The organism is Pseudomonas neustonica (genome assembly GCF_003797945.1).
Taxonomy (GTDB): Bacteria; Pseudomonadota; Gammaproteobacteria; order Pseudomonadales; family Pseudomonadaceae; genus Halopseudomonas; species Halopseudomonas neustonica.
In genome coordinates this window covers 1-23706 of sequence record NZ_RKKU01000036.1, presented here as the reverse complement: position 1 = coordinate 23706, position 23706 = coordinate 1, and the positions used below count along the sequence as shown (strand labels likewise).

Genomic DNA, 23706 nt, shown 5'->3' with positions numbered 1-23706 from the left:
GCTCACCTCTTCTGCCAATGAAATGCCCGACGCCCGATCCAGCGGAACGCCTGGTCGGTCAGCAGTCCGATCAAACCGATCAACAGGATGCCGGCAAAAATCTTGTCGGTGTGCATATAGCGCTGCGCGCGCAGAATCGCGTAACCCAGGCCGGAATTGGATGCGACCAGTTCGGCGACGACCAGGTAGGTCCAGGCCCAGCCGCAGGTGATGCGCAGCGTATCCAGCAAGGCCGGGCGCGCTGACGGCAGGACCACCAGACGGATGATTTCGGTACGCGATGCGCCCATGGTCTGCGCCGCTTCTATTTGCGCCATTGGCACCCGGCGAATGTCTTCAGCTGCCATCAGCACCATCTGAAAGAAGGTGCCAATAAAGATGATCAGAATCTTCGAGCCTTCACCAATCCCTACCCACAGCATGACCAGCGGGATAAAAGCGACCGCTGGCATATAGCGGATAAAGTCGATCAAGGGCTCCAGCGTCGCCTGGACCGGCTTGTAGGTACCCAGATACAAGCCCAGCGGCAAGGCAATCAAGGCCGAGATCAAAAAGCCAGCCATGACGCGATAAACACTGATGGTGATGTCGCCCCAGAGGCCGTCCTCCAGCCACCAGTTCCAGGTTCGCTCTGCGACGGCAATCGGTCCCGGCATGAACAGCGGATCATTCAGCCCCATGGCGGTGTAAAGCCACCAGATGAAAAAAGGCGCAATCAAACCGAGGGCCGTCAGTAAGCCAGCGGTTCTGGGTGGCAATGAACCGCGCACCGTCCACCAGCGAGAGCGGCGCTTGCGCACCGGGGCAGCCGCCGGGGTTTCAGGTAATGGGGCTGGTGCGTTCATACCAGTATCTCCTTGTTCAAGTCCTGCAGACGGGGTAACGGCGCTCGGCGCCAGCCGTTCTCTGGGGGATATATACCGAGTGCGGCGACGGGTAACTCAGCCCAAGGCTGCGCATCAACCGGCAGCGGGAAAAGGCTGCCGCTGGATGCCGGCAAGGTGCTGTGTAAAATCTGCCAGGGCTGCTCGCCGCCCTGAATGCGGCCGAAGGTCAGCTCGCAGCCCAGCAGCAGGTCGACGTCACGTGCGCTTTCATGCTGCAGATAGTGCTGCAGCGAGAGCCGCCCGCTCAGCCGCAATGGCCGATCAGCGGCAAACATAAAATAGTCCCCGGCGCGCAACAGACAGGCACGACGGCCAGTGCCATCAGCGCTGTGCAGCCAGGTTTGCTCAACCACGCCAACCGAGTCGGGCAGGCGCTGCCAGATCTCCAGATAGCTGTCGTCCAATGCGGTTTCGTGCACTTCATCGGCATTGATAAAGCGCATATTGCCGATATCAGTGCCGCTGTCGGGGTGAAAGTCGATTGCCCGGTGCCACTGACAGCGTGTCTCGGTGGCTTCGGTCAGACCGGCAAAGCCAGACAGGCGAATACGCTCACGCGGCAGCGTTGGGCAAGGATCGGGAATGCGCAGATCGGCGTGCAGATGCTCGCTCTGCAACCAGAACACCCTTGTTGTGGTGTCTTCTGAGCCATCGGCCAGGCGCAGTAGCGTACGCTGCCAGACCCCGTGATAACTGGCTGGAACCGGATTCATTGGTGATACTCCGGAAAACGTTTGAGGGTGCGCCAAAACGCCATGTCGTGATTTGGCCACAGGTCGGCACCGGTCTCGCCGGCGATCTGTTTGAGCTTGCGAATACTGTCCACCGCCATATCATCGCGATCGCGCCAGCACGTACCGGGGGCTATTTCGTCATCGAGATTTTCCTGCAGATCAGCGGCATCTCCCGCCAGAATCACTGGAGCCCCATGCGGTAGCTCGATCATCAGCGACATATGGCCGGCAGTATGGCCGGGGGTATTGATGGCCCGCAGGCCCGGCAGCAGGTCGTACTCTTCCTGCTGCAAGCGCCAACGCAGGTTGCCGGCAAAATCATCGGCAAAGTAGGCATCGTCCGCCGGCTCGCGGGCGGCCTCCAGCTCGGCTACATGCACGTGCACCTCGGCACCGCAGACATCACAAAGCCCACCGGCATGATCAAAATGCAGATGACTGAGAAAGACCATGTCGATATCGGCGGTGGTCAGCCCCAATTTGGCCAGGTGAGCCTGCAAACGCTGCTCTTCACTCATCTGCGGCGGCCCCATAGGGAACGCCTCGGGGTCGTACCAGCGGGCGCGCAGTGCCGGATCGGTGAGCTTGTTGTAATCACATCCCACATCGAACAGCACACGCCCCTGCCGGGTCTCGATCAAAAAAGCCAAAATCGGCGCTTCAATCTGCACACCCTGACCGCGGCCGCGCGTGGAGATCGACTTGTCGTAGTGATGCGTTGCGGTCAGCAAAGGCCAGAGTTTTTGTACCTGTGTCATGCGGCCTCCCGCAGGCGCATCAGCAGCGCCTGACTGTCGCAGCACTCGCCGAAGATGCCGCCTTCCACCTCGATCATCGCCAGCGCCGCTGCGTGCAGTTCGGCATGCGCCGAGCCACAGGCATCGCGTACGGTCAGACAGTTGAAGCCGCGATCAATCGCGCTGCGCAGCGTGGAGCTGACACAGACCTCGGTGGTCACCCCGGTGATGATCAGACTGTCGATGCCACGCGTGCGCAGAATCAGCTCAAGATCGGTCGCGGCAAAAGCGCAATAACCGGGCTTGTCGATAACCGGCTCACCCGCGTGCGGCTGTAACTCGTCAATCAGGTCGTGGCCGTATTCACCACGCACCAGCAGCCGACCCAGAGGGCCAGCCGATCCTATGGGCGCGCCGCTGCGCTCGGAACGAATACGCTTCCAGGCTGGCAGGTCGGAGAGGTCCGGCCGATGCCCTTCACGGGTATGCACCACCAGCATGCCACTCGCCCTCGCCGCTGCCAGTAGCGCCTGCTGCGCCGCAATGGGCGCGCGCAGCCGCTGAATATCCAACCCCGCCTGTTCGGCATAACCGCCCGGTGCGCAGAAGTCGCGCTGCATGTCGATCAGCAGCAAAGCAGCGCGTTCAGGTTGCAGCGCCAGCATGGTCAGGCCTCCAGCTTGAATTCATAGCGAACCGCAGCAGCAATACCGCTGACGATGTCATCCGCCATACGCGCGCCTTTCTCGGCGGTCGATCCCAGCGCCGAAGACAACACACCCGATGGCGGCACCCACTCGGTGCGCGTGGGATACATGTCGTAGGGCGGGAAGTCCGCTGGTGGATCGTTGGGAATCTGCTCCAGGCTGACCAGATGCGGCAGATAGTGCAGCATCAGCGAGGTCTCGATAACCGCCGCGTGCTCCAAGGCAAAACCGGGGAAACCGTCCGGAAAAATATCTTCCAGCGTTTCTTCCTTGCAGAAGTCCCAGTGCTCCAGCCGCATCACTTCCAGCTCGCAACCGGCACCGAGCTCACGCTGTGCCAGCTGGATACCTTCAGTCACAAACCAGGTGTTCTCGTAATGTCCCAGCACCAGCACCAGACGCTTAACCCCATGGCGGGCGAACTCGCGTACCGCATCCTGCACAAGTGCGATCAGGGTGGCGCCATCGAGGCTGGTGGTGCCGCAAAAATGTTGGCCGCCACCGCACTTGGGCTGCGACTTGTAACCATAGGCCAATGCCGGGGCAACGATACCGCCAACCTGCGCGGCCACATCGGCACTCAGCGCGGTGGACAATAGCGCATCGGTGCCCAACGGCAGATGCGGGCCATGCTGTTCGGTCGCGCCGCAGGGTAAAAACACCACTGCGCCCTGCTCGACTCGTTGCTGGTATTCAACCCAGCTGATCTGGTCCATATGTACGCTTGCCATCAGGATGTACTCCTCGCTAATTCAGTCTTGGGTATCTGTTCCGGCCAGCCCGCCATCACCGCCGCCAGGGTGACCATGCCGGCGCCGATCCAGGTGCGCAGGCCAATGGGTTCATCATTCAGCCAGGCAACCGACAGCACCGCCGCTATCAGTTCGAATACCACCAGAACGGCGGCCTTGCTGGCCGGTAGGTGGGTCACGCCGTACTGTGCTGCCAGGGTCGCGAGCAACAGCCAGGCAATCGCAAACACCACGATCCATAACCAGACCTGCACCTCCAGCACCGGCATGCGCTCGGTGAATAGCAGGCAGGCAAGTCCGGCAAAGAGCGCGCTGCCGACAAAGGCCGCGACTGTCTTGCTGGTCATGGGTACCTGATCGGCGGCGCGGGTAGCCAGGTTGTTCAGGGCGAAACCCAGCCCGGCACTGACCGCCAGCCAGTCGATCGAGGTCATGCTGCTGAAGGTGTTACGACCGACACCCAGGGTTACGCCGATGCCTATCAGCGCCAACACCAGTGCAGCCAGGCGCAAGCCGGTGATGCGCTCACGCAGCAGCAACCAACCACCCAGCACACCCCACACCGGCGCCAGGTAGAACAACAGCATCACCCGAACCAGATCCTCTGCCAGCGACAGCGACGACAACAAGGACGCATTGGCCCAACCACCAAACAGGATGATGCCCAGCAGACCCCAACGTTGCGGCCACCAGGCCGCGCGCTGCCGGTAGATCAGCGGCAACGCGAACAACGCAATCAAGCCGTAACTCGCCAGCACCATGGGCATACCACTGATACCCAGCTCCGCAAACGCCTGCAGCGGCACCCAACTGGTGCCCCACATGATGGTGGCGATAATCAGTATCCATTCGGGACGCAGCATCAGCCGCCCATCCAGGCACCGCCATTGGCACCCAACATCTGACCGGTAAAAAAGCTGGCCGCTGGCGACAATAGAAAGCACACCGCCGCGGCAATTTCATCAGGGCGACCGAGCCGTCCAGCCGGAATCGCCAGCTCCTTGGCGATCCACTCCTCGCTCATATGCTCAACCGACACCATGGCCGTATCCACCGGCCCCGGCGCCACTCCGTTGACCCGAATGGCCGGGGCGAACTCGCGCGCCAGTGATTTGGTCAAGCCGATCACGCCAGCCTTGGCCGTGCAGTAAGCAACGTAGTTTTCTCGACCCAGATGCCCAAGCTCAGAGCTGATATTGACGATAGCGCCGCGCCCTGCTGTGCTCATGCCTTCCAGCGCATGACGACAGCAGCGATACACGCCGTCCAGATCGACTGCCATGATTTGCCGCCAGTCAGCCTCGGACGTATCCAGAAAGGCTTGCTCCTGAATGATCCCCGCATTATTCACCAGGCCGTCGAGCGGGCCATTGGCGGTGATACAGGCAAACATTTCAGCGACCGCATCGGGATCACTGACATCTGCTTCGATGGCGATCGCACGACCGCCGGCAGAGACAATCTCGTCTACCAGCACCGCAGCGGCATCCGCCTGGCCCAGGTGGTTAATCCACACTTCGGCCCCGCGCCCCGCCAGCATTTGCGCGCAGGCGCGGCCAATACCGGTCGCCGCGCCTGTCACCAGCATCCGCTGGCCCTTGAAATCCTGGATACTCATCAGTGCATTACCTCACCCCGGCTAACCACCAGCGCTTGCCCGGTTATGGCCGCGGCGGCAGAGGAGCCAAGGAACAAAAATGTGCCGGCCAGATCAGCCGGCGTGAGCAGCTCGGGGATCGCTTGAGCCGATAAAATATGTTGCAGCTCATCGTCTTCACTGCGACCGCTTTGCTGCGCCATGCTGCGCAGTGACGCCATCGCGGCATCGGTACCGATCCAGCCCGGACACACCGCGTTCACACGAATACGCTGCGCCCCCAGTTCCCAGGCCAGCGAGCGGGTCAGACCAATCACGGCGTGTTTGCTGGCGACATAAGCCGAGAATCCGGCAACCGCACTCAGCCCCCAGATAGAGGACTGATTGATCACGCTGCTGCCCTCGGCAAGTAGTGGCAGCAGAGCGCGGGTCAGGCGCAGCATCGACACCACGTTATTGTCGAGCTGGGTCTGCCAGCGCTGATTGGCATCGGCACTGGCATCCAGCAATGGCGTCGGCTGCTCCATGCCCGCGTTGTTGACCAGCACCTGTACCTGCTCGCAGCGGTCAGCCAGCGCCAGGGCGTAGTCGCTGACCGCGGCATCATCGTTTAAATCAAGCGCGCTGCCGTGCACCGCCGTCACGCTGGCCAGCTCATCGATGACAGCGGCCAGCGCATCGCCATTGCGATCCAGCAGCTCCAGGCGAGCGCCCTGCGCGGCAAAAGCCTGGGCCAGGCCACGGCCGATACCGCTGGCCGCGCCGCTGATCACCACTGTGCGGCCGCTATAGTCCAGTGTCTGCATGCTCATACCGCCGTCAAAAAAGACACGCCGACCGCGCCGTAGAAGTTCTCGGCCCGCTTGGGTCCATCAACGAACTCGCCATAATCCTCACTCAGCACACGGCGCACCCGGTGACGATGAAAACTGCTCAGCAATTCATCCATCGGCACCACCTGACGGTAGCCATCGCCATACAGCTCTGCGTGCAGTTTGGGCAGGCGATACCAGGGCGCTACCGGTTTTTCATGGTGCGCGTTGTGATAGGCAAAGTTGAGCAGCAGCAGGTTCAGCGCCGGCCAGCGCAGCGACACCACGTTGCTGAAGGTGTTGAGCTGCTCGTAAGCGCGATCACGCAGCTTGTCGGCGGGAATCTTGGCGTCTTCTTCCAGCACGGCGAAAGCGTCATAGGTGTGCTGATAAGCGTCGGCGAAGCGCAGCACCGTGACCATGATCATCCAGGCCAGGCAATAGAGCACCAGCGCACTGAACGACAGCCAGCCCAGCAGGGCAAAGAGCGCGCTGCGCACCAGCAGCACCCTGAGCACCTTGCCGCGCCTGGCACGGTGCTTTTCGCTCTTGCTGATGAAAGGCAGCAGCACCACATAGAAATGCATGATCAGCTCGACTGCCGGGATGTAAGCCCACTCCAGCGCCAGAATCAGCTTACGCGTCCAGGCCGGCAAGCCATTGATGAACTCCTTGCTGTCGAAGGTGATGACATCGGCGCGGTCAACGTGATGACGCATGTGCTTGCGCCGCAGATCCTGAAAGTCGGCGTAGCAGCCGCCCGTCATCCAACTGAAAACTTCGCCCGCCCGCGCGTTGTGCGCCGGCTTGCTGAAAATGGTGCCATGAGCAAACTCATGGATCAGGTAGGCGCCGATCACCATCGCGTGCGCCAGCAATAACAGTCCGACCAGCTTGGCCAGCCAGTGCGGCGTCAACAGCAGACCGATGCCGGCGGCATAACCACCCACACTGTAGGCCATCGCGAGACTGTTCCAGACCCGGCCGTCGGCGTAACGGTAAAGCGGCTTGGACTTGGCTTGGGATGTAGACATGCTTCCTCCCGGAATACAGTGCAGTGGGCAGGTGCAGGGCACCTGCCCGGTTGATTACTGAGTCAGGTCGTTAACAAAGCTGGGGTCGAAGGTATCGGCAAAATCCGGTACTGCCGGAATCTGCTTGTTCTTCACCAGCAGGTCGGCGATAACCGCACCGCTACCATAGAAGGAGGTGGTTTCCTCGGACTCGACAAAGTTCTTACCCATCTCATCCAGCGGAATGTTGTAAACACCTTCCATCTGCTCCATGGCTTCGGCACCGGTCACGCCGAGTACCTTACCGATGATCTCGGCGGACTCTTCAGGGTGCGCCTGCATGTATTCAAGCCCCGCCTGGTAACCCTTGATCATTGCGCTGATGGCTTCGGGCTCGGCTTTGATCATGTCTTCGTCAAAAGCCAGCACGTCGGTAATCAGGCCCGGCGCGTCCTTGGAGGAATAAACCACATGGAATTTATCGCCACCGGCCATGCCCAGAATCTGCGACACGTTAGGCTCGTAGGTCACACCAATCGGCAGGCTGCCGGAGGCCATGGCGCTGGGTATGCCTTCTGGCGTCATGTTGACGGGCTGAATGTCCTTGTCCGTCATGCCATTGCTCTGCAGCGCATAAGCCAGCAAGAAGTCGGAGGGTGACAGCGGGTTGAAGCCAACCTGCTTGCCGCTAAAGTCAGCAACTGAGGCTATCGACTTGTCGGCAACAATGGCGTCACCGCCGTTGGAGAAGTCGATAGGCATCACGACGCGGTGCTTCAGGCCCTTGGCGACGGCACCCACTACCTGATCGTAGGTGAGCATGGCACCGTCAACGGCACCGCCGGCCATGGCCGAAGGCAGTAACGCCGGATCATTGAAGAACTGCAGTTCCACATCCAGACCAAACTGGTCGTAGAGGTCGAGTTTGTCGGCAACGTAGAAAGGACCATAGCCGGCCCAGACAACAGTACCTATGGTCATGGAGTCAGCTGCTTGTGCAGCAACGGGAGATAGTGCGGCAGCGGCGGCCAGACTGGCGCCAGCCAGAGTCTTGCGGATAAAACTGAAACGTGAGGCGCTCATGGGTACAACTCCTACACAGTGAAAAAAAGGCACGGGGCGACGTCGTCATGACGGTCTCCCGGGCTTTTATCCCGCCGTGTAGTTCTCATTCCTTGAGAACCGGAAAACTCTCGGACCAGTCACCTGCATTGCAGGCCGGAACCCTAGTTCGCCTAGTTACCACTCCAGTGTGTGATGCGTCATGAGTCAATGACGACTCATCCCGTTTCACTGATTAACAATGCATTCTTGATGCCATCGAGCCATTAAAAAATAAATTTATTGAGTATCAATGGCTTGAAGCCCATAAAAGAACTGGCCCGGCAGCAAACTCACATTTTCAGGGCGCTTGCATGCCCAACAATAGAGCCGAGCACACCATTGCGGTGCGTCTACTCACCCTGCATTGTTGCCAATAGGTGCCGGCTACTCGCGTGCACGCGATGCTCGCCCAGATAGATTCCCTGCCAGGTACCCATTGCCAAGCGCCCGGCGCTGATGGGAATGCTCAGCTGCACGCCCAGCAGACTGGATTTGATATGCGCGGTCATATCATCCGGGCCTTCATAGGTATGCTTGAAGTAAGGCGCATCGTCCGGCACGGCGCGGCGAAAAAAGGCTTCGAAGTCTTCACGTACCAGTGGGTCGGCGTTCTCGTTCACCGTCAGCGAGGCAGAGGTGTGCTGTAACCAGAGGTGTAACAACCCGGTACGGATTGAATCCAGCTCCGGTAGCGCCGCGCGTATTTCCTGATCGATCAGGTGAAAACCGCGCGGGCGCGCCTTCAGACGAATTTCTTTCTGCAGCCACATCACACATCCTCCTGCTGAACCGGCCAAAAACGCAGACTAGCATGTGCCAGGGGCTGCCCGATTACATCTCCTGAGCGCGTTGCGCCTGCTCCGCCAAACGCAAGGTTTCATGCTGCTCCATGGCCAACAGATCCTGCATCAGCTCACGCCCGTCTGCGGTCTCGGCCCGCCCTTGCAAGTAGCGGTACAAATCCAGCGCATCGTTGTGCAGATTAAACACCTCGGCACACACCGCCTCGTAGCTCATACCGGCAAAGCTGGTTTCAGTAGCCAGCGCACGGGTACGCTCATTATCGGTGAAATAGTCATACACCCAGCTGTCCAGCACGTTGATGTCGGCCTTCTCTTCGAAGCGCACGACCATTTGTTGCATGCAGCGCTCGTGATCGGCCAAATACTGCAATAGCCAGCTCATGCGCTCAGAGGTATCTGCGGCAACCGCACCGGCCTCCATGCAACTGGCAAGTTGCCCGTGCAGGTGCTGCGTCCATTCAATCAACTCACGATAGGTTTCCGCTTTCATTAAGACTCCTGCTGTTGTGTCTGAATTCAATCATGCATGATTTTGTCGGCGCTAATGCGCCCAGGTTCAGCGCAGGCTGTAACCGGCGATGTCCGGCATACCACTCAGCCTAGACCAAGCGACCTTACTTCAACCGACTGGCCCGCAGACGCAAGGCATTGCTGATCACGCTGACCGACGACAACGACATTGCGGCGGCGGCGATAATCGGCGACATCAACACGCCCATAAAGGGATACAGGATACCGGCCGCGACAGGCACACCTACCGCGTTATAGACGAAGGCAAAAAACAGGTTCTGTCGAATGTTGCGCATGGTCGCGCGTGACAGCTTGCGCGCCTCGACTATGCCCATGAGGTCACCGCGCAGCAGGGTGATACCGGCGCTTTCGATCGCCACATCAGTGCCTGTGCCCATGGCGACACCCACATCAGCGGTCGCCAGCGCAGGTGCATCATTCACGCCATCGCCCGCCATCAATACCACCTTGCCCTGATCGCGCAGCTGTTGCACTACCCGGCCCTTGTCTTCTGGCAGCACCTCGGCTTCAACGCGATCTATGCCCAGGCTGCGCGCGACCGCTTGCGCTGAAGTGTGATTGTCCCCGGTCAACATCACCACCTCGATGCCTTCATCCTGCAACGCCTTGATTGCGTCGGCCGTGGTCTGTTTGATCGGATCGGCAATCGCAATCAGCCCCGCAAGTTGCCCATCCACAGCGGCAAAAATAACCGTAGCGCCACCATGACGCAGCTCGTCGGCCTGATCGCGGTAGGCGGCCACATCAACCTGCAGCTCCTGCATCAGCAGCGTATTACCGAGTGCCACCTGCTGCCCTTCAACCTGACCCACCACGCCTTTGCCGTTGGGTGAGTCGAACTCTGTGGCGTCGCTGAGTTGCAGCTCCCGCTCCCGGGCCTTCTCCACAATGGCGCTGGCCAGCGGATGTTCGCTGCCCCGTTCCAGTCCGGCAGCCAAGCGCAGCAGTTGCGCCTCGTCGAAGCCGTCAGCTGGCCGGATCGCGGTCACGCTGGGCTTGCCTTCGGTCAGCGTGCCGGTCTTGTCGACCACCACAGTGTCGACCTTTTCCAACCGTTCGAGCGCTTCGGCATCACGGATCAGGATGCCGTTCTGCGCGCCGCGCCCCACGCCGACCATAATCGACATCGGCGTAGCAAGCCCCAAGGCACAGGGGCAGGCAATAATCAGCACACTCACTGCGGCGATCAAGCCATAGGCCATCGCCGGTTCCGGCCCCCAGATAGACCAGGCAATAAACGCGACCAAAGCCACCAGCACCACGGCCGGCACAAAGTAACCCGCCACCCGGTCGGCCAGCCCCTGGATCGGCGCTCGGCTGCGCTGCGCGCTGGAGACCATCTGAACAATCTGCGCCAGCATAGTATCGCGGCCGATCTTGTCGGCCCGCATGACAAAAGAGCCCTGACCGTTGATGCTGCCGCCCACCACCTGATCACCCACTGTCCGACTCGCGGCCAGCGGCTCGCCGGTTACCATGGATTCATCGATATTTGAGCGCCCCTCCAGAATCTCGCCATCCAGCGGCACCTTGTCGCCGGGGCGCACGCGCAAACGGTCACCTACAGCCACCTGGTCGAGCGGCACTTCCTGCTCATCACCCTGCGCATCCAGACGGCGCGCCGTTGCCGGTGCCAGATCCAACAGCGCCCGAATCGAGCCCGAGGTCTTCTCGCGTGCGCGCAATTCCAATACCTGGCCCAGCAGCACCAGCACTATGACCACGGCTGCCGCTTCAAAGTAGACGGCAACCGAGCCGTCAGCCTGACGAAACGCCAGTGGAAACACCTCCGGTATCAGCGTGGCCACCACACTGAACACCCAGGCCGTACCCGTACCGATAGCAATCAAGGTAAACATGTTGAGATTGCGCGAGCGCAGCGAGCGCCAGCCGCGCACAAAGAATGGCCAACCGGCCCAGAGCACCACCGGCGTTGCCAGAACCAGCTGTACCCAGTTGGACAACTGCGGCGCCATGAGCTGATGCCAGCCAAAGATATGGCCGCCCATTTCCATCAAAAAAACCGGTAGCGCGAATACCAGCCCCAGCCAGAACCGGCGCTGCATGTCTTTCAGCTCGGCGGAGGGTCCTGTGTCTGCAGTGACCTCCTCCGGTTCCAGCGCCATGCCGCAGATCGGGCAATCTCCGGGGCCGTCCTGACGTACCTCGGGATGCATCGGACAGGTAAAGATGGCACCCGGCGGTGCCGATTCCGCCTGCGCAGAGCCTGTGCCTGGCGCAAGATAACGCTGCGGATCAGCCAGAAATTTCTGTCGGCACCCGGCGGAACAGAAGTACCAGGTTTTGTCCGCATGCTCGGCGTGATGCTCGGTTTTCTCTGGGTCTACGGTCATCCCGCAGACGGGATCCTTTACTGATCCAGAGGATTCGTCATGGTGGCAACAACTGTGTTCAGCAGACATTCCAGCGCCCCTTTTTCCAATTCGCTAACGCCTTGGCGGCTAAACCGGCAAAGCGTGCTCCCAGTGAGAGAAGGTGGTCAGCCATCAACCTTCAACTTTCCGCGTACCCGGCAAACCGTTGCAAAACCTGTCCGCCAGCTACCCACAGGGCCGACCTGCCGCGTCACATAAATAGCGCCAAGCTGTGCGGGCGCTGTCTCGTCTACCGCGCCCGCGCATGACAGCCCTATAAACCGAAGGTAAACTAGCTACCTGCGGCTGCCGACCAGCGCCCAGCTTACCCATTGATATCTACCTCTGCCGGAGTCACCGGCCAGGACTCCAGCATGATTCGCATAAACGAGCTGCAATTACCTCTTGATCACCCCACCGACGCCCTGCGCCCGGCCATTGTTGCGCGCCTGAAGATAACGGATGCGCAGCTTGTGGATTTCACCGTATTCAAACGCAGCTACGACGCGCGCAAGAAGAACAGCGAAATCACCTTCGTCTATATCATCGACGTGACGCTGGACAACGAAGCACCCGTGCTCGAACGCTTTGCCGATGATCGCAACGTTCGCCCGGCCCCCGATACCGCGTATTACCCGGTTGCCCAGGCGCCTGAGGGCTTGACCGAACGCCCGCTGATTATCGGCTTTGGTCCTTGTGGCCTGTTTGCTGCGCTGACATTGGCGCAGATGGGCTTCAAGCCTATCGTACTGGAGCGGGGTAAGGATGTACGCAAGCGCACCAAGGACACCTGGGCGTTATGGCGCAACAAGGTGTTATCGCCAGAATCCAACGTGCAGTTTGGTGAAGGCGGCGCTGGGCTGTTCTCCGACGGCAAGCTCTACAGCCAGATAAAAGACCCCAAGTTCTATGGTCGCAAGGTGATGCATGAGTTTGTCCGCGCTGGCGCGCCAGAAGAAATCATGTTCGTCAGCAAACCGCATATCGGCACCTTCCGTCTGACCGGCGTGGTATCGAGCATGCGCGAAGAGATCAAGGCGCTGGGTGGTGAGGTCCGCTTTGAAAGTCGGGTGACCGACTTTCTTCTCGAGGACGGGCGTATTGAAGGCGTGCAACTCGATAACGGCGAAGAAATCCGCAGCCGTTATGTGGTGCTTGCGCTGGGGCACAGCGCGCGCGATAGCTTCCGCAAGCTGCACGAGCGCGGCGTCTATGTTGAAGCCAAGCCCTTTGCCGTGGGCTTTCGCATCGAACATCCGCAATCGCTGATCGATAAGGCGCGACTGGGCAAATACGCAGGCCACCCGGAACTGGGTGCGGCGGATTACAAATTGGTGCACCACGCCAAAAACGGCCGTGCGGTCTACAGCTTCTGCATGTGCCCTGGCGGCATGGTGGTCGCGGCCACCTCAGAGCCTGGCCGCGTAGTCACCAATGGTATGAGCCAGTATTCGCGCAACGAACGTAATGCCAATGCCGGTATTGTGGTCGGCATTCATCCGGAAAAGGACTTCCCCGGCAGCCCGCTGGCGGGGGTTGAGTTACAGGAGCAGCTCGAATCTCGCGCCTATGAACTCGGTGGCAGTGACTACTGTGCGCCCGGTCAGTTGGTGGGCGACTTTATTCGCGGTAAAGCGTCAAGCAGCCTCGGCGAGGTACAGCCCTCGTATCAGCCTGGCGTGCTGCTCGGCGATCTGGCACAGGCACTGCCGGGCTACGCGATTGACGCCATCCGTGAAGCCTTGCCGGCCTTCGGCAAACAGATTCGCGGCTTCGACCGCCATGACGCGGTACTCACCGGGATCGAAACCCGCACCTCTTCACCGGTGCGCATCAAGCGCAACAACCTCTCCCTGCAAAGCCTCAACACCCGCGGTCTGTACCCCGCAGGTGAGGGTGCCGGCTACGCTGGCGGCATCCTCTCGGCCGGCGTGGACGGCATCAAGGTTGCTGAAGCACTGGCCATGGCCATGTTGGCGGACCTGCAGAGCGAGACCAGCTAAAGCCACCGCGCGCGTCGTGCTTTTCTATACTTAGATTAGGTTTGCCGCACTACTTTTTTTCACAACGTAAAAACAAACAAAGAGGGCGCCCAATGGGCGCCCTCTTTGTTATTTCCGGTAGTGCCAGTCAGCTTACTTCTTGCTGCTGGTGAACTCCGGATAGGCTTCCATACCGCACTCGGAGATATCGACGCCTTCGTACTCTTCTTCTTCGCTGACGCGCAGGCCCATCACCAGTTTGATGACGCTCCATACGATCAGGCTGGAGATGAATACCCAGAGGAAGATAACGACGATGCCCAGCAACTGCGCTTTCAGAGAAGCGTCGCCGTTGGTCAGGCAGACAGCCAGCAGACCCCAGATACCCACTACACCGTGGACCGAGATAGCACCGACCGGATCATCAATCTTCAGCTTGTCCAGAGCCAGGACAGAGAAGACCACGATCACACCACCAACTGCACCGATCAGCGTCGCTTGCAGACCACCGGGTGTCAGCGGCTCAGCTGTAATGGCAACCAGACCAGCCAGCGCGCCGTTCAGAGCCATGGTCAAGTCAGCCTTGCCGAACAGGATGCGAGCTACAACCAGACCGGCAATCAAACCACCAGCAGCCGCTGCGTTCGTGTTCAGGAAGATTTGAGCAACCGCGTTGGCGTCAGCAATGTTGGACACAACCAGCTGCGAACCACCGTTGAAGCCGAACCAGCCCAACCACAGGATGAACATACCCAGGGTAGCCAGCGGCAGGTTCGATCCAGGGATGGCACTGATCTGACCGTTAGCGCCGTACTTGCCCTTACGAGCGCCCAGCAGCAGAACACCGGCCAGTGCTGCAGTAGCACCCGTCAAGTGAACGACACCGGAGCCAGCGAAGTCGAGGAAGCCAGCCGCATTCAGGAAGCCACCGCCCCATTTCCAGAAGCCCTGGATTGGGTAGATGAAGCCCGTCATGATCACGGCGAAGACCAGGAACGCGAACAACTTCATGCGCTCGGCTACCGCACCAGACACGATCGACATGGCTGTAGCGACAAAGACCACCTGGAAGAAGAAGTCAGCCGCAACCGAGTAATACGGTGCGTCGTCGCCACCGGCGAGTACGTCTTCAACTGAGTTTTCAGCACCGATCAGTACACCAAAGCTTGGGAAAATGCCGCCTTCCGGGCTGGAGTACATGATGTGGTAGCCGATCAACAGATACATGGTGCACGCGATAGCGTACAAGGCCACGTTCTTGGTGAGGATTTCGGTGGTGTTCTTGGCGCGGACGAGACCGGCTTCGAGCATGGCAAAACCTGCTGCCATCCACATAACCAGCGCGCCGCAGACCAGAAAGTAGAATGTATCAAGTGCGTACTTGATTTGTACGATGTCTTCCATTTTATTAAGCCCCCCATGTAGGCTTTTTTACTGCATTCTGTGAAAGAACGTGCCTTAGATGGCGTCGGTGTCAGTTTCGCCAGTACGGATACGAATGGCCTGCTCGAGGTTCACCACAAAGATTTTGCCGTCGCCGATCTTGCCGGTGTTGGCCGCCTTGGTGATGGATTCGATAACGCGATCGAGCATGTCGTCGCCGATGGCTACGTCAATTTTCACCTTGGGCAGAAAATCAACAACGTACTCTGCACCGCGGTATAGCTCGGTGTGACCCTTCTGCCGGCCAAAACCTTTGACCTCAGTCACAGTGATGCCCTGCACACCAATCTCGGACAAGGCTTCACGCACATCGTCGAGTTTGAAGGGCTTGATTACAGCCGTTACTAGTTTCATTTTGATACTCCCGTGGAAATGGACTGCCCTGGGGGACAGGACAAGTCTATGCCGAGTTAGAGGCTTTTAGAAACGGACAATACAAAAGCGCTGTCGCAGTAGTCAGAATCACCAGCAAAGCCGGCACATTCACCCGAGCTCATATCTTTATCGGCGTATGGCAAGTCCGTGGCGCTCAGAGCGATGGCCGTCATAGCCAAGGTCAAACGCTTCATTGTTATGCTCCCTGATGTGATTCATCACTGTCCTGGCTGCGAATTGATGCTGCGTCCTGAATCAGGCTTGCGCACCGCCGTCAGCTGAGGCAAACATTGCAGAAAGCCTGCCAATTTTTGTTTTTTCTTAAAAATCATAAACATAAGAAAAAACGAACACTAAACAGCCATCCTGAGAGCCCTGCCATGCACCAGTCTAGTGCACATGCATGGTGCGCGCGCGCATTCAGCGCACAATGAGAGCGCGCGTTTCGATCTGCTCCAACTCGGTGCTACACTGCGGGGCAATAACGGGCTCAGACCCACCCCATAGCCACTACTACCGCAGGTAAACGGGATGCTGCATAAACTTGTGATTGATGCTGTCAGCAGCCAGGCAAGCAAGCTGCTGATGAGTGAAAAGGGGTTACCCGCTCCTGACGTAGAAAAACACCTCAAGGCCATGCTGCAAAGCGCCCTGAGCAAGCTGGATGTCGTCAGTCGCGACGAGTTCGATACCCAACAGGTCGTACTGATGCGCACCCGCGAACGGCTCGAAGCGCTGGAAGCCAGAGTTGCGGCCATGGAAGAAAAAAACACCTGAACCTACCCCACGCCTGATCCCGGCTGTATCAGGCAACGCGCTTTTGTGATCAAGGAGTGATCATGTCACTGGCGATAGTCAACAGCCGCGCCCGCCTGGGTATCCAGGCCCCCCCCGTCAGCGTTGAAGTCCACCTGGCCAACGGCATGCCCAGTCTCACCCTGGTTGGCCTCCCGGAAACCGCCGTACGTGAAAGCAAAGATCGCGTACGCAGTGCCCTGCAAAACGCTCAGCTGGACTTTCCCAGCCTGAAACGCATCACTATCAATCTCGCTCCCGCGGATCTACCCAAAGAAGGCGGACGTTTCGATCTGGCCATTGCGCTGGGCTTACTGGCGGCCAGCGGGCAGATACCGGCAGACCGCCTGACCGATTGCGAATGTATTGGCGAGCTGGCGCTGTCCGGCGAGCTGCGCCCGGTGCAGGGCGTACTGCCGGTTGCATTGGCCTGCCGCGACGCAGGCAGAACCTTGATCTTGCCGCGCGCCAACGCGGCTGAGGCCGCCCTGGTGAAAGGGGTTGAGCTGATTGCCGCAGATCACTTGCTGGCCCTGTGCGAGCACCTGCGCAATGAACGTGAATTACCGCCGCTTAGCGCAGCGCCCGCAACGCCAGCGGCCAAGGTTGCCGAGCTGGCCGAGGTGCAGGGTCAGCAACAAGCCAAGCGCGCGCTAATAGTCGCCGCCAGCGGTGGGCACAACCTCCTGCTGTTTGGACCTCCCGGCACCGGCAAGACACTACTCGCCAGCCGGCTACCGGGCATACTACCGCCCCTGCAGGAGCAGGAAGCGCTGGAGGTCGCGGCCATCCAATCGGTATGTGATCGCACACCTTTAACCTGCTGGCCGGGCCGCCCTTTTCGAGCGCCTCACCATGGTGCGTCGGCGGCAGCACTGGTGGGCGGCGGCAGTCAGCCGCGTCCGGGCGAGATTAGCCAGGCGCATAACGGTGTGCTCTTTCTTGATGAGCTGCCGGAGTTTGATCGCAAGGTACTGGAGATGCTGCGCGAACCGATGGAATCCGGCTGTATCCACATCGCACGCGCCCGCGAGCAGCTCACCTTTCCCGCACGCTTTCAATTGATTGCCGCAATGAACCCCTGCCCCTGTGGCTTTCAGGGCGACCCTAGTGGACGCTGCCGCTGCACGCCCGAGCAAGTCCAGCGCTATCGCGGCAAATTGTCCGGGCCTTTGCTTGATCGCATCGACCTGCATCTGGCCATGCATAATGAGCCATTCTCACTCAGCACTGAACACCGCCTGAGTGAGCCCAGCACCGCCACAGCAGCGGCGCAAGTCAGAACCGCGCGGCAGTGCCAGGCGGTCCGCCAGCAAGGGCTTAACGCGCACCTGGGGATTGAGGGGCTGCGCAACTTCTGTGCGCTCGCCGAGGCGGATGCCAACTGGCTTGAGCAGGCCATCGTGCGCTTGGGGCTATCACGCCGTGCCAGCCACCGCACACTGAAGGTAGCCCGCACCATTGCTGATCTGGCCGGCAGCGAGCAGATCGCACGGGCGCATCTGGCGGAGGCGCTGCAGTACCGGCAGCTCGATCGGCAGCAGACCTAGTAGTCAGCAGGACCTGAAATACAGCGAGGAAGAAAATCAACTGAATAGAACTGGCAGGATCCAGGTGATGCACTATAGTGAATCGCAGTGGGGCGGCGTCGATTTTGTAACCTTTGGCGCCAGCAAAGTCGATAGTCGCCTCGCCATTAGCTTACAGGGACCAAGCCGCCATCAGCTGAAAAACGGTGTCACCTTTTCGCCAGCCTTCAGCGCTTCATCACGCCCCATGCTATAGGCATCCATAAAGTAGCAAAGCTCATCGAAGGCCAATGCCGGGCTAATAAAAAAGCCCTGTACCTGCTCACAGCCCAGACTGCGTAAAACTTCCAGCTGATCGCGATGCTCTACCCCTTCGGCAACCACTTCCAGCCCCAGGCTGTGGCCCATATCAATCATGGCACCGACCAGTTGCCGGTCTGCGGTTCGCTCAGCAATGCCTTTAACAAAGCTGCGATCGATTTTTAACAGGCTGATGGGCAGGCTGTGCAAATGGACGAAAGACGAGAAGCCGGTACCAAAGTCATCCAGAGAAAAGCGCACACCCAGACCGTTCATGCCATCCATCGTCATCAGCACCTGCTCGGGCTGCTGCATAACGGCGGTCTCCGTTAGCTCAAACTCAAGCCAATGCGGATCTATGCCCGTGCGCTCAAGCAAACGCTCCACGGTCGACAGCAAACGACTGTCCTGAAACTGACGAAAAGACATGTTTACGGCAACATGAACCGGCGGCGTGCCCATCTTTTGCAGTCGCGCCAGGTCGTGACAGGCGCGAGCAATGACCCAGTAACCCATGGGCACAATAAGTCCGGTTTCCTCTGCCAGCGGGATAAACTCATTCGGTCCCAGCAAGCCACGCTCAGGATGCCGCCAACGAATCAAGCCTTCCAATCCCACGATATTGCCAGAGCTCAACTCCACTCGCGGCTGATAATGCAGCTCAAACTCACCGCGCCTCAAGGCCTGCCGCAAGCTCGATTCAAACTCAATCAGGCTATTGGCCTGCAGGTTGATGCGCTCGTCATAGAAGTGGAAATTGCACCCGCGCTGGCCCTTCGCCTGCAGCATCGCCAGATTGGCATGCAGCAACAAGGTATCCAGCGTCTGGCCCGCCTCGGGATAGGTTGCTATTCCCACACTACAGCCCAACAACAAACCCTCGCGGTTCACCGTAAAGGGCTCGGCCATGGTATTGATGATTTTCTGCGCGATATGCAGGAGATTGCTGGCGGTCTCGTACTCTTCCACCACCAATGCAAACTCATCACTCCCCACGCGGCCAATGGTATCGGTATTGCGCAACACACCGCGCAGACGAGTAAACACCTCGCGCATAATGTCGTCGCCAGCGTTATGGCCCAGGGTATCGTTAACGTGGCGGAAGTTGTCGAGGTCGATGCAGAGAACGGCCAACGGTTGATTGGTTCGCAGCGCTCGCCGCATCCCCTGCTTGAGACGATCTTGGAACATCTGACGATTGCAGGCGCCGGTCAGAGCATCAAAACTGGCGGCATGATCCAGAGCGGAGCGCAATTTATGCAGCTCAATCGCATACTGAAAACAGCGGATAATTTCACTGCTACTGGACTGATCCCACAGCACATCGTACTGATCACTGGTGGTGGTGTAGCTGAAAGCGGGCTCGGCAGACAAATGGATAACAGGCACACCGCAGTTCGCCAATAACGTCAGATTCTCCGCGCGGGCGAGCACAGCCTGCACCTCGCCGCGATCGATCTGTATTTGCAGATCGTGCCAGCTTTCCTGACGTTCCAACTGGAACCCGCTGTTTTTGACAGCAGAGAGCCGCCGACACAGCTGCACAAAGGCCCCATGGTCAGTATCCAGTAGCACAATTCGCTGCGTTGGACTTTCAGCGTTCAACTAGCGATCCCCCAAGGATCAGGAAAACCTGAGTCAATCAGCACCGACTCCCAGCGTCAGCACCACCCCAAACCACTGCTATCTATATGATTTATTTAGGGTCTTACTTATGCATGACGACTTTTCGCGCCTTTACATAACCAATTCAGAACACCCCAAATGACAAGTTTCTTTTAAATTTAAGCATATACAACGCTTTTGTAATGCCACTTATAGCGAAATTAAACCGATTAACCAAGTCTAGCGTTTGGCTATTACCGAGGCAGTTGAGCAAAAACTGCTACTATTGCCCACCCCCAGAGCAGGAGAACTCGACCAGTGGCAAGTCTAAACCCCCGTCAACAGGAAGCTGTCGAGTACATCAGCGGTCCACTGCTGGTGCTGGCTGGCGCGGGTAGCGGCAAAACCAGTGTGATCACGCGCAAGATTGCCTACCTGGTCAAAGAGTGCGGCATTCGCGCGCAACATATTATCGCCGTCACCTTTACCAACAAGGCCGCGCGCGAGATGAAGGCCAGAGTCGGCCAGTTGATCAAGGGCCCCGATGCTCGCGGCCTGACCGTCTCTACTTTCCATAATCTGGGCCTGAACATCATCCGTAAGGAGCACAAGCGCCTCGGGTATAAGCCGGGCTTCTCAATCTTCGATCAACAGGATGCCCTGGCCCTGATTACCGATCTTATGCATCGCGACTACGGGGCAGACGACGGTATTGATGGCATTCAGAACAAAATTTCCTCTTGGAAAAACGATCTCATCCTGCCCGATGAAGCACTAGCGCTAGCCAAGACCCCTCAGGATCAGACTGCCGCCAGCGTTTATATGCATTATCAGCGCACCCTCAAGGCGTATAACGCCGTCGACTTTGACGACCTGATCCTGATTCCAGTGGTGCTGTTTCGAGACAATCCCGACATTCTGGAAAAATGGCAGTTCCGTATCCGCTACATGCTGGTTGACGAGTATCAGGACACCAACGCCAGCCAGTATCTGCTGGTCAAGATGCTGGTTGGCACCGAGGCGCGCTTTACCGTGGTAGGCGATGACGACCAGTCAATCTATGCCTGGCGGGGCGCCAGACCGGAAAACCTCGCGCAGTTGAAAGACGACTTTCCGATTCTCAAGGTTGTGATGCTGGAGCAAAACTACCGCTCTACCAGCCGTATTCTGCGCGCAGCCAATACCCTGATTGCCAACAACCCGCACGTGTTCGAGAAGCAGCTATGGAGCGAGCTGGGCTATGGTGAGCCACTGCGCGTCATCCGCTGCCGCAACGAGGAAGCGGAAGCCGAGCGAGTGGCGGTCGAGATTCAAAACCAGCACTTGCAGCACAAGCGTGCCTGGCGTGACTTTGCCATCCTGTATCGCGGCAACCATCAGGCGCGCCTGATCGAACTCAAACTGCAGCATCACCAGGTGCCCTACCACCTGTCCGGCGGCACCAGCTTCTTCGCCCGACAGGAAGTGAAGGATCTGATGTCCTACTTTCGCCTGCTGGTGAACCAGGATGACGATAATGCGCTGCTGCGGGTAATCAACGTACCGCGCCGCGAAATAGGCCCGGCTACGCTGGAAAAGCTCGGGACCTACGCCAACGAGCGGCAGGTCAGCATGTATCAAGCCTGCACCGAAACCGGCCTGAGCGAACGCCTGGATAACCGCTATGCAGAAAAGCTGCAGCGCTTTATCCACTGGATGGATGGCGTGCGCATGAAGTGCAGCAAGGAAGACCCGATCGAAGCCATACGCCAGATGGTATTGGACCTGGATTACGAAAATTGGATTCGCCAGAACTGCTCAAGCGACGAGATCGCCGCCAAGCGCATGGGCAACGTCTGGTTTTTGCTCGACGCGCTGAAAAGCATCGTGGAGAAGGACGAGAGCGGCGAAACCACCATCGAGGACGCCATCGCCAAACTGGTGTTGCGTGACATGCTCGAACGTCAGGAAGAGGAAGAGGACAACGACCGCGTGCAGCTGATGACCCTGCACGCCTCCAAAGGGCTTGAGTATCCACACGTATTTATCACCGGCATGGAAGAAGAAATCCTTCCGCACCGCTCCAGCATCGAGGCCGACAGCGTAGAAGAGGAGCGCCGGCTGGCTTATGTTGGCATTACCCGAGCGCGTAAAACCCTGACCTTTACCTTTGCCGCCAAACGCCGTCAATTCGGTGAAGTCTTCGACTGCCTGCCAAGCCGCTTTCTCGAAGAAATACCCTCAGAAGATCTTGAATGGGAAGGCACAGAAGAGGCCCCCGCCGAGGAAAAGCAGGCACGTGGCAAAGCCGCCCTGTCCAACCTGCGCGGCCTGCTCAACCGCTGAGCAACAGCACAACGAAAAACGCCCCGCATCTGCGGGGCGTTTTTATTCGGCTACTGAAATCAGAGGCCGGACATATGCTGGATCGCGTTCAGGATCTCTTCATCCGAGCAATCAGCACAGGTGCCTTTAGGCGGCATGGAGTTCAAGCCATTAACCGCCGACTGAACCAGCAGGCCCATATCGCCGCCGTGCGAATCCAGACGCGCCTGCCAGGCCGCGCTGTCTCCAGTCTTGGGAGCACCCAGTACGCCGCTGCTATGGCAGGCCGTGCAGTATTTGCCATAAAGCTCTTCACCTGTACGTGGACCACCGCCAGCAGCCGCGCCACCGCCAGCCACTTCTTCCGCGCAGGGATCACCAACCAGGCAGACCGAGCCAAAGGGCTTCAGACGATCGGCGATGGCCTCTTCGTTGGCCGTTGCAGCAAAGGCATTACCGGCAACTACTACCAGCATGGCCGCCGAGGCCAGCAGAATTTTTCTCAAAGTCATCACCTTATGCATCCTCATCATAGCTATAAGAGTCGTGCCCAAGTACTTTGCCCGGACAATGAGCGCGAGTATACCGGGAAACTGGCAGGCGACAAAATAGCCAATACCCACAACGCATGCTAAACAGCGCGGCGAATCCGCGCACAAACATGGACGCAAGGGAGTTCAGTGAGTATCATTGCGGCGCTGAAACTCGGACACGACAGCCGTCGAGACCACCGAACTTCACCGCCACGCACCCGTAGCTCAGCTGGATAGAGTACCGCCCTCCGAAGGCAATACTCACCCTCTTGTGCCACGGTGCGGCTAAAGGTCAAAATGACCTAGTATTACCTATATGCACCCGTAGCTCAGCTGGATAGAGTACCGCCCTCCGAAGGCGGGGGTCACTGGTTCGAATCCAGTCGGGTGCACCATCTCTTTATAAATCAGCAGCTTACATATCCTCTAAATCGACAAATTCACAAGCCGATACCTGCCCCAATCAGCTAGCACTCAATTTCGAGTCAGACAGCTGATGAATCCCATGACATCTAGCTCAAATTACGAGCAAACCCTTTAAAATCGTCAGTGCCCAGATCGTGCCCAAATCGCGCCCACTAGGTTTTGGTGAATAATGCGTGAGCAACTTATCTGAGTACTGCCTCAGGTGGGGCGCACAGGCATCCTGCAAGCATTAGTAAATTGAATCGCCCCTAGTTTCGTAGACACCTCCAGGCCTTATAATCGAGGCACCCAGGAGGTCCAATGAGCAACTCACGCTACACCGAAGAATTTAAAATTGAAGCCGTCAAACAGGTGGCTGACCG

At 58.7% G+C, this 23706-nt stretch carries 22 protein-coding genes, 1 tRNA gene and 1 riboswitch; of the genes, 5 read left to right on the top strand and 18 right to left on the bottom strand.

The genetic code is table 11. The annotated features are described in order from the left end of the window. Positions 1-2: 2 nt before the first annotated feature. The 13 genes from EF096_RS18575 to EF096_RS18515 form a co-directional block, all read right to left on the bottom strand. Positions 3-845 (bottom strand): ABC transporter permease, encoded by an 843-nt coding sequence (locus EF096_RS18575; protein WP_123891258.1) that lies wholly within the window; start codon positions 843-845, stop codon positions 3-5. Beyond that, positions 842-1600: a hypothetical protein gene (locus tag EF096_RS18570; RefSeq protein ID WP_123891257.1), complete on the bottom strand. Its 759-nt coding sequence runs from the start codon at positions 1598-1600 to the stop codon at positions 842-844. The genes EF096_RS18575 and EF096_RS18570 overlap by 4 nt, the downstream gene beginning before the upstream one ends. Then, positions 1597-2379 (bottom strand): N-acyl homoserine lactonase family protein, encoded by a 783-nt coding sequence (locus tag EF096_RS18565; RefSeq protein WP_123891256.1) that lies wholly within the window; start codon positions 2377-2379, stop codon positions 1597-1599. The genes EF096_RS18570 and EF096_RS18565 overlap by 4 nt, the downstream gene beginning before the upstream one ends. Continuing rightward, positions 2376-3023 (bottom strand): cysteine hydrolase family protein, encoded by a 648-nt coding sequence (locus EF096_RS18560; RefSeq protein ID WP_123891255.1) that lies wholly within the window; start codon positions 3021-3023, stop codon positions 2376-2378. Before EF096_RS18560 ends, EF096_RS18565 begins: the two co-directional genes overlap by 4 nt. 2 nt (positions 3024-3025) lie before the next feature. Next, on the bottom strand, positions 3026-3796 hold the full coding sequence (locus EF096_RS18555; RefSeq protein WP_123891254.1) for a creatininase: 771 nt from the start codon (positions 3794-3796) through the stop codon (positions 3026-3028). Beyond that, entirely contained in the window at positions 3796-4680 is an 885-nt protein-coding gene (locus EF096_RS18550) for a DMT family transporter (protein WP_123891253.1), read from the bottom strand. Before EF096_RS18550 ends, EF096_RS18555 begins: the two co-directional genes overlap by 1 nt. Beyond that, positions 4680-5435, bottom strand: a complete 756-nt coding sequence (locus EF096_RS18545) for an SDR family NAD(P)-dependent oxidoreductase (protein ID WP_123891252.1) — start codon at positions 5433-5435, stop codon at positions 4680-4682. Before EF096_RS18545 ends, EF096_RS18550 begins: the two co-directional genes overlap by 1 nt. Next, positions 5435-6220, bottom strand: a complete 786-nt coding sequence (locus EF096_RS18540) for an SDR family NAD(P)-dependent oxidoreductase (protein WP_123891251.1) — start codon at positions 6218-6220, stop codon at positions 5435-5437. The genes EF096_RS18545 and EF096_RS18540 overlap by 1 nt, the downstream gene beginning before the upstream one ends. A 2-nt stretch (positions 6221-6222) precedes the next feature. Continuing rightward, positions 6223-7260 (bottom strand): fatty acid desaturase, encoded by a 1038-nt coding sequence (locus EF096_RS18535; protein ID WP_123891250.1) that lies wholly within the window; start codon positions 7258-7260, stop codon positions 6223-6225. A gap of 54 nt (positions 7261-7314) precedes the next feature. Further along, complete coding sequence (locus tag EF096_RS18530) at positions 7315-8322, bottom strand: ABC transporter substrate-binding protein (RefSeq protein WP_123891249.1); 1008 nt, start codon at positions 8320-8322, stop codon at positions 7315-7317. 53 nt (positions 8323-8375) lie between these two features. Continuing rightward, positions 8376-8480: riboswitch (guanidine-I (ykkC/yxkD leader) on the bottom strand. A 213-nt stretch (positions 8481-8693) separates the two neighbouring features. Continuing rightward, positions 8694-9113, bottom strand: coding sequence for a secondary thiamine-phosphate synthase enzyme YjbQ (locus EF096_RS18525; protein WP_123891248.1), 420 nt, complete (start codon positions 9111-9113; stop codon positions 8694-8696). A 61-nt stretch (positions 9114-9174) separates the two neighbouring features. Beyond that, on the bottom strand, positions 9175-9636 hold the full coding sequence (locus EF096_RS20480; RefSeq protein WP_218565806.1) for a hypothetical protein: 462 nt from the start codon (positions 9634-9636) through the stop codon (positions 9175-9177). A gap of 124 nt (positions 9637-9760) precedes the next feature. After that, the gene (locus EF096_RS18515) at positions 9761-12100 is read right to left on the bottom strand and encodes a heavy metal translocating P-type ATPase (RefSeq protein ID WP_123891247.1); all 2340 of its coding nucleotides are present in this window, start codon (positions 12098-12100) and stop codon (positions 9761-9763) included. A 326-nt stretch (positions 12101-12426) separates the two neighbouring features. Here EF096_RS18515 and EF096_RS18510 point away from each other — a divergent pair, with 326 nt between their 5' ends. After that, positions 12427-14055, top strand: a complete 1629-nt coding sequence (locus EF096_RS18510) for an NAD(P)/FAD-dependent oxidoreductase (RefSeq protein ID WP_123891246.1) — start codon at positions 12427-12429, stop codon at positions 14053-14055. 132 nt (positions 14056-14187) lie between these two features. Here the strand turns inward: EF096_RS18510 and EF096_RS18505 are convergent, their stop codons facing one another. Genes EF096_RS18505 through EF096_RS20340 form a run of 3 tightly spaced genes read right to left on the bottom strand, consistent with a single transcriptional unit; the run spans position 14188 to position 16046 of the window. After that, positions 14188-15438 (bottom strand): ammonium transporter, encoded by a 1251-nt coding sequence (locus EF096_RS18505; protein ID WP_123891245.1) that lies wholly within the window; start codon positions 15436-15438, stop codon positions 14188-14190. A gap of 54 nt (positions 15439-15492) precedes the next feature. After that, complete coding sequence (glnK, locus tag EF096_RS18500) at positions 15493-15831, bottom strand: P-II family nitrogen regulator (RefSeq protein WP_092286485.1); 339 nt, start codon at positions 15829-15831, stop codon at positions 15493-15495. Between the two features lie 56 nt (positions 15832-15887). Continuing rightward, positions 15888-16046 (bottom strand): hypothetical protein, encoded by a 159-nt coding sequence (locus tag EF096_RS20340; protein WP_158611316.1) that lies wholly within the window; start codon positions 16044-16046, stop codon positions 15888-15890. Positions 16047-16383: 337 nt separating this feature from the next. Between EF096_RS20340 and EF096_RS18495 the strand changes: the two genes are divergently transcribed. Both EF096_RS18495 and EF096_RS18490 read left to right on the top strand, forming a co-directional pair. Beyond that, the gene (locus EF096_RS18495) at positions 16384-16629 is read left to right on the top strand and encodes an accessory factor UbiK family protein (protein WP_123891244.1); all 246 of its coding nucleotides are present in this window, start codon (positions 16384-16386) and stop codon (positions 16627-16629) included. Between the two features lie 62 nt (positions 16630-16691). Continuing rightward, positions 16692-18197 carry a YifB family Mg chelatase-like AAA ATPase gene (locus EF096_RS18490; RefSeq protein WP_123891243.1) on the top strand — a complete coding sequence of 502 codons (1506 nt, stop codon included), beginning with the start codon at positions 16692-16694 and terminating at the stop codon, positions 18195-18197. Positions 18198-18368: 171 nt separating this feature from the next. Here EF096_RS18490 and EF096_RS18485 read toward each other — a convergent pair whose 3' ends face one another. Then, the gene (locus EF096_RS18485; RefSeq protein WP_123891242.1) at positions 18369-20081 is read right to left on the bottom strand and encodes a putative bifunctional diguanylate cyclase/phosphodiesterase; all 1713 of its coding nucleotides are present in this window, start codon (positions 20079-20081) and stop codon (positions 18369-18371) included. 318 nt (positions 20082-20399) lie between these two features. Between EF096_RS18485 and rep the strand changes: the two genes are divergently transcribed. After that, complete coding sequence (rep, locus tag EF096_RS18480; RefSeq protein ID WP_123891241.1) at positions 20400-22406, top strand: DNA helicase Rep; 2007 nt, start codon at positions 20400-20402, stop codon at positions 22404-22406. A 59-nt stretch (positions 22407-22465) separates the two neighbouring features. Here the strand turns inward: rep and EF096_RS18475 are convergent, their stop codons facing one another. Continuing rightward, complete coding sequence (locus EF096_RS18475) at positions 22466-22897, bottom strand: c-type cytochrome (RefSeq protein WP_259364870.1); 432 nt, start codon at positions 22895-22897, stop codon at positions 22466-22468. A gap of 339 nt (positions 22898-23236) precedes the next feature. Between EF096_RS18475 and EF096_RS18470 the strand changes: the two genes are divergently transcribed. Then, positions 23237-23313 (top strand) — tRNA-Arg (locus EF096_RS18470). Positions 23314-23706: the final 393 nt, after the last annotated feature.